The sequence below is a fragment of the Pedobacter sp. PLR genome (assembly GCF_026239675.1).
Lineage (GTDB): Bacteria > Bacteroidota > Bacteroidia > Sphingobacteriales > Sphingobacteriaceae > Pedobacter.
This window is the reverse complement of the sequence record NZ_JAPIVQ010000004.1, coordinates 545,978-559,318: the sequence shown is the minus strand read 5'-3', so window position 1 is coordinate 559,318 and position 13,341 is coordinate 545,978. Positions and strand designations below refer to the sequence as shown.

10 protein-coding genes are annotated in these 13,341 nt (G+C 40.7%); 4 read left to right on the top strand and 6 right to left on the bottom strand.

The window, feature by feature from the left end; genetic code table 11:
• Positions 1-18 precede the first annotated feature (18 nt).
• The 3 genes from OQX61_RS13010 to OQX61_RS13000 are packed head-to-tail and all read right to left on the bottom strand — an operon-like array spanning position 19 to position 4,010.
• On the bottom strand, positions 19-1,614 hold the full coding sequence (locus tag OQX61_RS13010; RefSeq protein WP_265842136.1) for an MFS transporter: 1,596 nt from the start codon (positions 1,612-1,614) through the stop codon (positions 19-21).
• The gene (locus OQX61_RS13005; RefSeq protein ID WP_265842135.1) at positions 1,607-2,668 is read right to left on the bottom strand and encodes an HlyD family secretion protein; all 1,062 of its coding nucleotides are present in this window, start codon (positions 2,666-2,668) and stop codon (positions 1,607-1,609) included. Before OQX61_RS13005 ends, OQX61_RS13010 begins: the two co-directional genes overlap by 8 nt.
• Before the next feature lies 1 nt (position 2,669).
• Positions 2,670-4,010: a TolC family protein gene (locus OQX61_RS13000; protein ID WP_265842134.1), complete on the bottom strand. Its 1,341-nt coding sequence runs from the start codon at positions 4,008-4,010 to the stop codon at positions 2,670-2,672.
• Positions 4,011-4,095: 85 nt separating this feature from the next.
• On the opposite strand from OQX61_RS13000, the gene OQX61_RS12995 reads away from it, so the two are divergent.
• The gene (locus tag OQX61_RS12995; RefSeq protein ID WP_265842133.1) at positions 4,096-4,914 is read left to right on the top strand and encodes an AraC family transcriptional regulator; all 819 of its coding nucleotides are present in this window, start codon (positions 4,096-4,098) and stop codon (positions 4,912-4,914) included.
• Positions 4,915-4,934: 20 nt separating this feature from the next.
• Here OQX61_RS12995 and OQX61_RS12990 read toward each other — a convergent pair whose 3' ends face one another.
• Positions 4,935-5,411, bottom strand: a complete 477-nt coding sequence (locus tag OQX61_RS12990) for a GNAT family N-acetyltransferase (protein WP_187664603.1) — start codon at positions 5,409-5,411, stop codon at positions 4,935-4,937.
• 224 nt (positions 5,412-5,635) lie between these two features.
• Here OQX61_RS12990 and OQX61_RS12985 point away from each other — a divergent pair, with 224 nt between their 5' ends.
• Together OQX61_RS12985 and OQX61_RS12980 are read left to right on the top strand one after the other, a co-directional pair.
• A complete protein-coding gene (locus OQX61_RS12985) occupies positions 5,636-7,639 on the top strand; it encodes a DUF3857 domain-containing protein (RefSeq protein ID WP_265842132.1) in 2,004 nt (667 codons plus the stop codon).
• A gap of 2 nt (positions 7,640-7,641) precedes the next feature.
• On the top strand, positions 7,642-9,534 hold the full coding sequence (locus tag OQX61_RS12980) for a DUF3857 domain-containing protein (protein ID WP_265842131.1): 1,893 nt from the start codon (positions 7,642-7,644) through the stop codon (positions 9,532-9,534).
• A gap of 16 nt (positions 9,535-9,550) precedes the next feature.
• On the opposite strand, the gene OQX61_RS12975 is transcribed toward OQX61_RS12980, so the two are convergent.
• A complete protein-coding gene (locus OQX61_RS12975) occupies positions 9,551-10,825 on the bottom strand; it encodes a pitrilysin family protein (RefSeq protein ID WP_265842130.1) in 1,275 nt (424 codons plus the stop codon).
• A complete protein-coding gene (locus tag OQX61_RS12970) occupies positions 10,818-12,062 on the bottom strand; it encodes a pitrilysin family protein (RefSeq protein WP_265842129.1) in 1,245 nt (414 codons plus the stop codon). The genes OQX61_RS12975 and OQX61_RS12970 overlap by 8 nt, the downstream gene beginning before the upstream one ends.
• 99 nt (positions 12,063-12,161) lie before the next feature.
• Between OQX61_RS12970 and mqnC the strand changes: the two genes are divergently transcribed.
• Positions 12,162-13,286, top strand: coding sequence for a cyclic dehypoxanthinyl futalosine synthase (gene mqnC / locus OQX61_RS12965; RefSeq protein WP_265842128.1), 1,125 nt, complete (start codon positions 12,162-12,164; stop codon positions 13,284-13,286).
• The last annotated feature ends 55 nt before the right edge of the window (positions 13,287-13,341 follow it).

Below are 13,341 nucleotides of genomic sequence, written 5' to 3'. Positions count from 1 at the left end.
GTAAAAGCAGGATTTTCCTTAAAATCCTGCTGCTGCCGGCCGTTTGCCCTTTAAATTGATCATTGTTTTACTGATGACCGGTTGAAGGGCAATCAGCACAATCGAGAACAAGCAAAGTGCAGCGATCATTTCATAATAGTTGACGCAAAACTGTAAGAATGCTTGTTTTTGTACCGCCTTATTTAACAATCCAACGGCTACTTTTGCCGCTTCATCTTTTAACATCCCATGGCTGGATAAAGCCGTCTGATAGCCGGTTAACCGCTCTGAAATACCTAAATCCAATAGTGACAAGCCGCTTCTCATGTCATTATTATGGCTCCCTTTAAAGTAAAGCTGGAAATAATTCATCAGCGCCAGACTCAGACTAAAAGCGGAAAAACGCACAAATATACCTACAGAGGCCGCAGATTGCCCCAATTGAGCCGGAACAGCAGACACGATAAACATCACAATTGGCGACATGACCATCCCTGCGCCTAAACCCTGCAAGAAAAGCGGAAGGATAAACGTTTCGGCATCAGCTTCTGTCGCAAATAAGAAGCACATCACCGTAAAAAACACCATTAACAAGGCAAATCCGGTGATCCACAATATCCGCAGCAACTTTTGCCAGATTAAAAAGCGAATGGCAACACAAGAGCCTGTAATGATTCCCAGAATATTGAAAATCATGAGCTCGTTTGCATGTAAAGAATCCATGCCCAATACCGTGATAAAGTAAGTGCTGGTTAGGGTAAAAGCACCACGAATCAGGTATAAGATCAGGAGAAAAATAATTCCTATGCTAAAATTACGATACTTAAACACTGAAAGATTTACCGTAGGACGCTTCGAAGCTTTTTGTCGCAGGATAGAGAGTACAAACAGCATAATGATCGCGAAGATACTGTAAACGATACTCCGGTCTTCCAGCCAGTCTTTTTGCTGGCCATAAATCAACACATAAGCAATGAGGATGAGCATCACTGCAAACAGTAAAAAACTTGCCCAATCCAATTGGTATAAAGGCTTTTTACGGGTCAGATGGACCCTGTTTAAAATAAAGAACAACAAGGCTGCGCTTGGCATAAAGCAAAAAATGATCGCTTTATATAAAACATTGTATTCAAAGTTCTCTACTATCGGGGCAGCAAATAATGCGGTAACCGGGGATACGCAAAGAATCATCCCATAAAAGATGGTGTACCCTACTTCTCTGGAATGTTCAGATTTTAATCTTCCGAACAATAGCGTCAGGCAAATACTGGTAATCCCGCAATTGACAATACCCTGTAAAAATCTAAAGGTAAACACCAGCCAGATTTCTCGGGTATGGTAACAGAAATAAGCGATCAGAATTTCAAGGACAATACAAATCAGGAGGTAGTCTTTGGTAATGATCCGCTCAAAGAAACGACGTTCTACGCCTGCAAAACTAGCTACCGCAGCATAAAACAGCAAAAGCGAGAATTGTACATCAGCAGGTTCCATACCATAATACCCGGCCGCAGCAGTTCCATCAGCTGTGGATAAGGCGAATAGTAACACCGAGGACAACAGCAATAGCAGAATACTTGTTCTGATGAGCCATTCCGGAGTCCGGGATTTAAAAATGGGCAGCGCTTTACTCATGGTCTTTTTTAATGTGAACCGTTGCACTCATTCCTGCGTTTAGATTGGTTAATGCTGCTGTAGCACCTTCCAAACGGATTCTTACCGGAATACGCTGTGCGATTTTCACGAAATTACCCGTTGCATTGTCGGGAGGCAATAAAGAAAACCTGGAACCGGTGGCCGCTGAAAGCGACTCTATCTTTCCTGAAAATGATTGGCCGGGAAAAGCATCCACTTCAATATTTACAGGTTCTCCAACATACATCTTTCCAATCTGCGTTTCTTTAAAATTCGCAATCACCCATTTTCCTGCATCTCTATCTACGATATAAGCGATGGTTTGTCCGCTTTGTACCAATTGTCCGGGTTGAATGGTTCTCCTACCCATTTTTCCGTTATAAGGGGCTAAAATCACCGTGTAAGAGGTATTCAAATGGTTTCTTTTCAACACCGCATCTCTGCGTTGGATTTCAGAAACGAGCACTTCTGACTGCGCTTTAATGTCGTTGGTTTTAGAAATTGCCGCTGCATAGTCTTCCTGTGCCGCTGCATATTCTGCTTGTGCCACTTCCAGCATGCTTTGCATACTTTCTAATTGCTGACGTGTTGCAGATTCTGCTTCAAATAGTTTTTTATAGCGGTCGTAATCTGCCTGTTGCTTCCACAACTTTGCTTTGGCTGCACCAATCTTTGCTTTACTGGCACCTGCAACTGTACCAGCTGTCAGGATATTGCTTTGCAATACAGAAACCTGTGCTTTTGCATTAGACAGTGAAGCAGCCGCTTCGTCTTGTTGTACGGTATAATCGCTGTCATCAATGACCACCAGGGTATCCCCCTTTTTCACTTCCTGATTTTCGATATAACGCACCGTTTTGATATAGCCGTTTACCCTCGCGGTAACCGGATTGATATATTCTTCCACCTGCGCATCATTGGTTTCTTCGAAGCGTAAATAGGTAAAAACCGTACGGCCTCCCCAAATCAACAATACCACCATAACTATAGCGGCAACGATTGTCGTGACTACTGAAATTCTTTTATCTGTTTTATTTTGTGTTTGCGTGCTCATTTTATAGGTTTCCTACAGCTTTTTCTAATTGATAGTATTGTATTTTGGCATTTACTTTTGCAGTTGTCAGTTCAAATCGAGATTGTAAAAGTTGGGTTTCGGCATCCAGCAGATCCGTCAACAAAGACAACTGGTTGAAATAAGTATTCTGTACGATACGATAACTTTCCGCAGCTTGCTTAATGTTTTCATTCGCCACTTCGATACGTTTCAAAGATTCTGTATAACGGATATAATTTTCCTGTACTTCCTGGCGGATATTGTCTTTCACCGCTTCATCTTCCACTTCCTGCTGATGCAGTTTGATCTCGGCTACTTTCACCTTATGTTTATTGGTGTAAAGTGCAGAAACAGGGATTTTCAGTTTAATCCCAGCCATCCCATTACGATATGGGGCCAATGCATAAGGGTAAAACTGGATCTGCGGATAGGCCATCATATATTCTCCGAATAAACCCACCGATGGCAGGATATCAGACTTCACTTGTTTCAATTTCAATTCCCCGAGTTTTTGTTCCTGTTCAGAAATCTGAAGCTTGAAAGAGTTCGATTGTCCCGCAGCCAGATAATTAGCAAGCCCTTTGATTAAAACCGGATCAGTTTCTGTTTCAGAAATGAGGGGTTTTAAAGGCGTATCGTCAGCTCTTCCTATCAGCATATTTAGTTTCTGTTCGGCGATATGGATGCTGTTTTCAATTTCCGTCAACATCATTTTTTGTTTCGACAAGCGCAGTTCTGCACGGAGCACATCACTTTTAAGCACAGTTCCGTTTTTATACAATACGTTGATCTCATGAAGTTGTTTTTCACGGTCTTTTATGTCTTGTAGCAGCAGTGTTTTATAGGACTGGTTTCTGTACACATCGTAGAAATAAACCGCAGCCAGGAAATGGATTTCCTGCTTGCTCAGGTTCTTTTTCGCGATTGCCAGTTCGTTTTCTGTCTTTGAGGCCGCAATTTCGCGGTTGGTTTTCCCACCATTGTAAATGTTCAGGTAAGCATCACCGGATATTTTATAATACTTAGGCTCTACCGGAAATTGTGTTGGCGTATGAAACAAACCGTTTTCATAAATGGGCATTTTAAAGATATGCGCCAACACACCATTTGCCTGAATTTCAGGCAGTCGTTCTGATCTGGCCACTTTGATGCCTGCTTCGGAAGCCATGACTTCCAGATTGTTCATTTGTATTTTCCTGCTGTTACTGTCTGTAAGTTGCCAGACCTGGCTGATGGAAAGTGCGTTTTCCGGGTCCAGCGGACCTTGTGCATGGGTAAAAAGAGAGGATAAAAGAAGGGTCATACAGCCCATGAATGTTCTTTTATACGAGCTAAAATTCATATAGATTATTTAATGCTACAAATTTCGGCTAAGAATTCTTTCTTTTTTTTATCTAAAGTGACATATATTTGTTCAAACCAGCCATATGGATCAGCACACTAAAGAAAGCCTGTTATCGGCAATAGACGAACATCCTCAAAGTACTTATGTGTGGCATAGCAAGTTTGAAGACCGGTTCCGTCACCATCAACATGTAAAAGGGCAACTGACTTATGTGGAGGGCGGGGTGATTTTTTTATACGCGAATGACAAATCTTACTTTCTGCCCGGGCGTCATTACCTCTGGATTCCAGCAGGGGTTGCACACCATTTAGAACACCGCTATCGCTCTGCGATTGTACGTAACATTTACTTTGCGACGAATCCGGAAAAACAAGCCCCTTTTTATGATCAGATTGGCATTTACCCGGTCAATAATCTGTTATTGGAAATGCTCAAATATTCAGAGCACTGGAATGGGAATATCGCGCCGGGAACACCTGAATACGACTTTTTAAATACCTTAAAAAACATCCTGCCGGACATCAGTAAACATCCCCTGCCGATTGTGGTTCCTACCACCGACAATGAGCGTTTAAGACCGGCATTACAGTACATTCACCAGCATTTATCAGAAGAACTGACCTTAGCTTCCATTGCCGCAGCCACAGGATTTTCAGAACGTACCTTATCCAGAGTTTTTCTGGCTTCTTTAGACATTTCTTTTTTTCAATACCTGAAGCTGGTGAGGATCACTAAAGCGATGGAAAAGTTGTTGGAAAGCGATCTGACGATAAGTGAGATCGCTTATGAAGTTGGTTACGATAGCATCTCCTCCTTTAGCAACACCTTTTTCAAGATGACAGGAAGAAGACCATCTTCTTTTAAATCACTAAAAACAGCAAGCCTCAGTTCAGAATCATGAGCCTGAACCCCAATAAACGACTAAGCAGTAGGCTCTTCCGGATCCGGTTCTGTATGTAATCTTTTTTGTTTCGGTCCTTGTGGCCAGATATAACAGGTAGACTGTTTTTTCCAACCCAGACTTTTATAAAAATCACCTTTGCCCGGAGCGGCAGTCAGGTTTACGAAGTGGTAATTGTCGCCTAGTTTTTCATTTAAGGTATTCACCAGGTATTTACCCAGTCCATTACCCTGAAAATCCGGATCAACAATGATATCTGCAAGGATTGCATAATACCTGCCATCATCAATGGTTCTTCCAAAAGCAATCAGCTGATCTCCCTTATAAATGAATAAGGTCCAGCTGCTTCTTCTGAAGGCTGCTTCTATGTCTGCTTCTACCCTTGTTCTCCAATCTACCTTATCAAATAACTCACATACGTAAGTCCAGTCGATAGTCGACAAATCAGGATTTATTTTGTAAGTCAGGTCGTTCACATCTATTTTAATCGGAGACATATTTAGCTTAAAGATTTTAATTGGGCACAAATATCAACAAATAATCGCTTTGAATTTAATGGTTTGGATAATTGTTAAAAAATGAATTTCAAAACAAAAAAACCAAACTTACCAGTAACCACAAGCAATCTTAAGATAATTGTTTTATTTTAAAAACAACTTTCCAAGCAATATTTACACTTTCAGGAAATAAAGCTTTATATTGTAGCACCAAACTAACGCTCATGCACACCCTAAAAACACTGTTATGCAGTCTTTTTCTAATGACTGTAATCTCTGCCTCTGCCCAAATAAGCGGTCAGGATCCCAAAAACTTCAGATATGGAAAGGTTAGCCCAACTGAATTTGACATTAAGCCGACAGGCGTAGATTCAGCGGCGGCGGCAATCGCTTTATTTGATATTGGCCGTGGCTGGTTTGAGATTAGCCCTAAAACAAAGGGGTTCATCTATGTTTATGAACGACATACCCGCTACAAAGTGATCAATAAAAATGGGTACGACCTCGCAAATCTGGAAATCCAACTTTACAATAAAAGTGGAAATGAAAGCAAACTAACCAGCCTGGATGCTGCGACCTATAATATGGAAGCTGGCAAAATAGTACCATATAAGATCAATAAGGATGGCAAGTTTTCAGAGAAACAGGACAAGAATTACACCTTAAAAAAATACACTTTACCCAATGTAAAGGAAGGCTCTATTATAGAATTCAAATACCGTGTGGCCTCCGATTTCATCTTTACGCTAAAACCCTGGTATTTCCAAAAGGATATACCAGTACTGTACTCTGGTTATCGCGTTAAAATTCCGGAATACCTCATTTACAAAACTACTGGTGGTGGTTTTATCTTCTTAAACCCTACTACAGTGAAAAGTTCAGAAACATTTACGTCAGGTACAGATCGTCTTACTGCACTTGCCAATGAGTATTCTTATTTTGCAGAAAACATACCTGCCTTGAAAGCTGAGCCTTTCATTACCACGCTCCAGGATTACATCAGTAAGGTTCAATTTGAACTTAGCGCCACCCGATTTCCTGATCAAATGCACAAGGATATCACTACTACCTGGCCAAAGATCATAACCTCCCTTAAAGAGGAACCAAAATTCGGCCTGTTTACCGCTAAAAGAGGCAGTCAAAAAACACTTATTCAAGAGCTGATAAAAAACGAAACAAATCCGGATACGGTCACTACGATACTCTTTAATTATGTGAAAAATAATGTAAAATGGAATGAAGAAAGCAGTATTTACACCGATGAAACGAATCCTAAATCCGTATTTGAAAAGAAAACAGGTTGTTCTGCAGATATTAACCTGAGTCTGTATACCCTGTTAAAAGAAGCCGGTATTCCTGCTTTCCCTGTGCTCCTGAGTACGCGGAGTAATGGGGCACATTCCGGGGCGCCGATGCTCAGTCAATTTGACAACGTGATTGTAGCGGTACCAAAAGGAGAAACCTACCTATTTCTGGACGCCGTAAATAAAAACCATGTTCCGGGTCTGATTGGTTTCGACAACCTGAATCATGAAGGCTTTAAAGTTGATATGGAATCAATTAACGGTGACTGGATTGATGTTGAGCCCCTTGACTTGAGTAGTAAACGAATTACTTATTCCCTGGTATTGGCCGAAGATAATAAACTGACCGGGAAGCGTTACGCTTCTTATTCTAACTATGAAGGCTTGCATTTCAGGAATAAGTACCAATCGGCAGTAAACCAAGCGACATTTCTAAAAGATTTCAAAAGCAGTAATCCTGGTTTGAGCCTAAAAAACTATGAGCTTGACAATGTAAGCAACCAGAAGGAAACGGTTAATGAGGGCATGGATGTTGAAATTGAAGACCATATAGAGGAGGCTGGAAACTTAATTTACTTTACGCCACTTTTATATGATAGAACGAAAGAAAACCCATTTAAGCTGGAAGACAGAAAATTCCCGGTTGATTTTGGCTACCCTACAGAAGAAAATTATCGTTTTAACCTTGAATTCCCGGCAGGCTATCAACTGGATAAGTTACCTAAAAGCGAAAAAATAAATATGGCTGATGAAAGTGCTTCATTTACATTTTTAACTGCTACAGAAGGCAATACGGTACAGGTAACCAGTAAAATTTCCATCAAAAAAGCCTTTTACACTGCGGAAGAATACAAAGGACTCCAGGAGTTTTTTAAAAATATTGTCAGGAAACAGGCAGAACAGATAGTCTTAAAAAAGATCTAAAGATGAAAAAGATAATATTCATGGCCATCCTGGGTTTTGCCAGCCTGCAACTGAATGCTCAGGGGATTTATGATATCAGTAAAATTCCTGTTGAGCTTTTGGAAAATGCCCGTATAGTGGTCAGAAATGAAGAATTAACCTATGAAGTAAAAGGGCCAGGATCGGCAATACAACAGTATAAGACTGCGGTAACCATCTTAAACAAGAGCGGCGAAGGAAGCTCCAATCTGGTCGAATACTATGATAACTTTTCAAACATTTCCAACTTAAAGGCGAGCCTTTATGATGCTAAAGGTCAAAAAATCAAAGAATACCGGGCTGCAGACTTCAAAGACCGCAGTGCTGTTTCTAATGGTTCAATGTATGAGGACAGCAGGGTAAAGTACCTCGAGTTTCTGCACACTACTTTCCCCTACACCATTGAATATAGCTATGAGATAGATTATAAGGGTATTCTTTCGTATCCTTCCTGGTTTGCTGCTGCTGGCTTTGGTATGGCTGTTGAAAAATCAAGTTACACCTTTAAAATCCCAAAGGAATTAAGTTTTAAATACCTGCACAGTAAGGACCTGAAAACAGATTCCATACTGGTAAAAGACAAAATGGAGTACAAATGGTCATGTTCGTCCATCCCGGCACTGGATAGCGAACCTTTAAGCACCGGATTAAAAACAGTTAATCCATGGGTAACTGTTGCACCGAATCAATTTGAATATGACCATTCAAAAGCCAATATTGAGAACTGGAAAAACCTGGGCTCCTGGATGTATGAGCTGAGTAAAAATAGTCAGGTACTTTCAGAACCGGCAAAAGCTAAAGTGCAAAATATTGTAAAAACTGCGGGATCAGCTGAGGAAAAAGTAAGTCTATTGTATAAATACCTGCAGGAAAACACAAGGTATGTAGGTGTTCAGCTTGGAATCGGTGGATTTCAACCTATATCTGCGGAAAAGGTTTCCAGCGTAAATTATGGCGATTGTAAAGGCCTTTCCAATTACATGAAATCGTTATTGGAAGAAGCTGGTATCAAATCTAATCTGGTGGTGATCGGTAATGGAATGCCTTCACTAAACCGTAAATACGCGAGTATGAACCAGGCCAACCATATGATCCTATGCGTACCCATGGCAAAAGACACCACCTGGCTGGAATGCACCAGCAACTACAGTCCAGCAGGATTTATAGGTAATAACAATTCTGGAAGAACAGTTTTACTGGTCACAGCAGATGGGGGAAAGTTAGTAGAAACGCCGATACTTAAGCCTGAACACAATTATATGCACAGCATCACTAAGGTGAATCTGAATGAAGAAGGATCAGCAGAAATACAGATAGATACAAAATATGCAAATGCACAATATGAGGATCAATTGGGGATGATGCTCAGTGAGCCGATAAATCAGCGTAAAAGAATCATGAATTCCTTTTCTATTCCTAATATAGAGATCACCTCTTTAAATTATACGCAGCCTGATAAAACCTTACCGGTGATCAACTCCAGTATTCAATTAAAAAGCAGCCAGTTAATGACCAAAGGAGCTGATAAATTATTTCTTACCCTGAACTTACTGAACAGAGTGGAGAATACACTTGCGGTTATTGAAAACAGAAGAACACCTTTTGCCGTAAAATATGGCTATATGGATGAAGATGAAGTGATTTACACCATTCCAAAAGGATTTAAAGTGGAATTTATCCCTAAAGATGTAACGGTTGATTCCGAGTTCGGAAAGTACACTGCTACCTCAGTTGTTAAAGACAATACCTTAATTTATACGCGTAAGATTGTCATATCGAATAAAACCTATCCTGCAGAGAAATACAATGATTATGTTGCTTTTCGTAAGAAGCTCTACCAGGCAGATAAACAAAAAAGTATCCTGGCTAAAATTTAATAGCCAGGATAACTTCCTATTTTTTACCTACGATGACTTTGGTGAAGTCGGCAGTATTTAAATATTGATTTGCCAGTTGTTTTAAATCTTCTGGTGTGATGGTTTTCACGGTTTCGATATAGTTATCGTAATAAGTGTAATCAAGGCCAGAGAAATAGGCGTTTTTGAACTTATCAGCATGAGAAAAAGCATTCTCTAAGCTACCCAACATGGAACCTAACATGTAGTTACGGACCAGGTTTAATTCTGCTTCCGATACCAGTTCTGATTTCAGTAAATCAATCTCTTTTTCGATTTCAGTTAAGGTGTTGTTACATACATCTACCCCTACTTCTGTTGCGATGAAGAAATAACCAGCATCTTTTAAAGAAACGATGGCCGATCCGATCCCATAGGTATACCCTTTATCCTCGCGGATATTGGCCATTAAACGGGAGCCAAAATAACCACCCAGCAAGCAGTTCATCACCTGGAAGCCAGGAAAATCTTTGTGTTTTCTGGTGATGGCCAATGCACCCATACGGATAGCCGATTGTATGGCCTCTGGTTTCTCAATCAGGATCTCCCCTGCTGTTCCCTTGGTAAAATCAAATTTGTTTACGACAGACTGATCATTGTTGTTCCAGGTTTTGCCTAAAACGCCATTTAAAAGATCAAATTCTGGCTGTTCAAACTTTCCGGCAACAATGATGGTGCAATTTTCAGGTTTATAAGCTGCCTTGAAATAGCTTAGCAAATCTGCCTGTTGAATCGCTTCATAATCCGAAGCATCAATATTGGATCCATAGCTGGAATCTCCGAATATGGCATGTGCAAAATGCTTCCTTGCTAAGAAATCGTTCTTTTGCAAGCTTACCTGCAAGGATTGCTTTTGATTCTGCACATAGATATCCAGCTCCTGCTGAGGGAAAACACTTTCATTAAGGATGGAGCTTAAGATCGGTAATACCGCGGCTAGGTGTTTGTTTAAAGTATAAACTTTTACGCTCGACTGGTCTGCACCATATTCTGTTTGCAGGAAAGCACCATAATAGTCTACCTTTTCAGCAATATCTTTGGCGGTTAATTTCGCTGTTCCGTTATTGATCAGGTGACTTACCGTTACTGCTTGTAATGGTTTCGTTTGATCCCAGTTTACGTTTTCAAAGATAAACTCAATACGTACCAGTTCCTGTTTACCTGCATTGATGGTAAACACGGGAATTCCGTTATCCAGCTGTTGCTTTAATGGTTCAATAAAATTTATTTCATCTACCTGTTTTGATTCAGGCGCTAATGTACGATTAAGCATCTTGGGCAGTTAAATAGTATAAAATTGAAGACTGTTCTTTAACGAAGGTGCGTTTTGCCACCTCCAAAATACGCGATGAAGTCACTTCATGGTACCTGTCGATTTCTGTGTTTAGCAGCTCTGCATCTCCTAATAACTCATAATAAGCAAGGTTCATAGCCTTATCTAAAAGACTCATTTCTGCAAATACAATGATAGACTCCGACTTGTTTTTCACTTTCGTCAACTCATCTACCGTCACTTCTTCGTTAGCAATGGCATTCAGCTCTTTCCAGATGGCAGCCTCAGCAGCTTCCATCGTTACACCTTCTACCAGTTTACCTTCCACGATGAACAAGCCTTTATCGATACTTCCGGTTAGGTAAGCATGGATATCGCTGAACAATTGTTGTTCTTTAAGCAGGCTGTTGTATAACCTGGAAGATTGACCTTGTGAAAGGATATCAGACATCAGATCATAAACCTGATAGTCTTTATCGGCACGATCCGGCATTTGGAAAGCCATATAAATCGCGTTCAATGGTACTTCTGCCACCACTGTTTCTTCACGGGCAATAGTTTGCTCTGGTTCTACAGGAAGGTTTCTTTCGGTCTGTTCTCCGGCAGGGATCGCCCCAAACCATTTCTCAGCCAGTGCTTTCACTTCTTCTGTTTTCACATTTCCACCAATTACCATAATGGCATTTTGAGGGTGGTAATGTTTTTTGAAAAATGCTTTCACATCTTCCATTTTAGCATCTTCGATTTGCTTTAAGTCTTGTCCGATAGTTGCCCAGCGGTAAGGGTGTTCTTTATAAGCAAGCGGTCTCAGCTTCAACCATACATCACCGTAAGGTTGGTTTAAATATCTTTGTTTGAACTCTTCACACACCACATTACGCTGTGTTTCCAGACTTTTCTCTGAAAAAGCAAGGCTCAGCATGCGGTCACTTTCTAACCAGAAAGCGGTTTCCAGATTTGTAGCCGGCAAGGTGATGTAATAATTGGTGATGTCATTGCTCGTAAAAGCATTGTTTTCGCCACCAACCCTTTGTAAAGGTTCGTCATAGCTAGGAATATTTACAGAACCACCAAACATCAGGTGTTCAAATAAATGGGCAAAGCCGGTTTTATCTTCTTCTTCGTCTCTTGCACCAACGTCATATAGAATGTTTAACACCGCCATAGGCGTTGTATCATCCTCGTGTACCAGGACACGCAATCCATTGGCCAATGTAAAACGGTTAAAATCTACCATATATATTAAAAATAATCAGCCAAAGATAGGAATAATGCAAAAGGGAAATGTGATAATAATGTGAAATAAAAAGAAAGGAACTTATGGTATATTTGCGGTATGAATACAGCCGATTTATTGCATAGGGCGCTAAAATTCGACTTTCTTACACAAGAAGAAGGCGTTTTTCTGTATCACCATGCGTCAACTGCCGAACTGGCCTATGTGGCCAATGAACTGAGGAAAAAACAAGTACCGAGTGGGAAAGTTACCTGGCAGATAGACCGTAATGTAAATACGACCAATGTATGTATTGCCAATTGTAAGTTCTGTAACTTCTTTAGAAGACCAGGACACGACGAAAGCTATATCACTGACATTGAAACTTATAAAGTTAAAATTGAAGAAACTTTCAGATTAGGCGGAGATCAGTTGTTGTTGCAGGGTGGCCACCACCCGGACCTGGGACTGAAATTTTATGCTGATCTGTTTAGAAAGTTAAAAGAATTATATCCTGATCTAAAGCTGCATGCTTTAGGTCCGCCGGAAATTGCCCATGTGGCGAAACTGGAAGGAATTTCCCATACGGAAGTATTGAGCGCTTTGAAAGAAGCCGGTATGGATTCCCTGCCAGGTGCAGGTGCAGAAATCCTGAACGACCGCGTAAGAAGGCTGATTTCTAAAGGTAAATGTGGCGGTAAAGAATGGTTAGATGTGATGCGTGCAGCACATCAACTGGACATTACGACTTCGGCGACCATGATGTTTGGTCATGTAGAAACTATTGAAGAACGTTTCGAACATTTAGTTTGGATCAGGGAAGTACAGAGCGAAAAACCGGCAGATGCCAAAGGTTTCCTTGCCTTTATTCCATGGCCTTTCCAGGATGATGGTACTTTATTGAAAAGATTAAGAGGGATCAGCAATAATGTTTCCGGAGATGAGTATATCAGAATGCTTGCTTTGAGTAGAATTATGCTGCCTAACATTAAAAATATTCAGGCTTCCTGGCTTACCGTAGGTAAGAACGTAGCTGAGCTATGTTTACATGCAGGTGCCAATGATTTTGGATCGATTATGATTGAGGAGAATGTAGTTTCTGCCGCTGGTGCTCCACACCGTTTCACCGCGAAAGGAATTCAGGATGCCATCAGAGAAGCAGGTTTCGAGCCTCAGCTTCGCGGTCAGCAGTACAATTACCGCGACCTTCCGGATCACCTGGAAGAGCAGGTAATCAATTACTAAATTGATATTGGCAGATAAGAAAAAAGGGAAGAGAATACATCCTCTTCCCCAACTT

Bases quoted from the DNA above. Each gene is read 5' to 3' on its own strand.
- OQX61_RS13010 (WP_265842136.1), bottom strand. From the start codon at position 1,614: ATGAGTAAAGCGCTGCCCATTTTTAAATCCCGGACTCCGGAATGGCTC.
- OQX61_RS13005 (WP_265842135.1), bottom strand. From the start codon at position 2,668: ATGAGCACGCAAACACAAAATAAAACAGATAAAAGAATTTCAGTAGTC.
- OQX61_RS13000 (WP_265842134.1), bottom strand. From the start codon at position 4,010: ATGAATTTTAGCTCGTATAAAAGAACATTCATGGGCTGTATGACCCTT.
- OQX61_RS12995 (WP_265842133.1), top strand. From the start codon at position 4,096: ATGGATCAGCACACTAAAGAAAGCCTGTTATCGGCAATAGACGAACAT.
- OQX61_RS12990 (WP_187664603.1), bottom strand. From the start codon at position 5,411: ATGTCTCCGATTAAAATAGATGTGAACGACCTGACTTACAAAATAAAT.
- OQX61_RS12985 (WP_265842132.1), top strand. From the start codon at position 5,636: ATGCACACCCTAAAAACACTGTTATGCAGTCTTTTTCTAATGACTGTA.
- OQX61_RS12980 (WP_265842131.1), top strand. From the start codon at position 7,642: ATGAAAAAGATAATATTCATGGCCATCCTGGGTTTTGCCAGCCTGCAA.
- OQX61_RS12975 (WP_265842130.1), bottom strand. From the start codon at position 10,825: ATGCTTAATCGTACATTAGCGCCTGAATCAAAACAGGTAGATGAAATA.
- OQX61_RS12970 (WP_265842129.1), bottom strand. From the start codon at position 12,062: ATGGTAGATTTTAACCGTTTTACATTGGCCAATGGATTGCGTGTCCTG.
- mqnC (WP_265842128.1), top strand. From the start codon at position 12,162: ATGAATACAGCCGATTTATTGCATAGGGCGCTAAAATTCGACTTTCTT.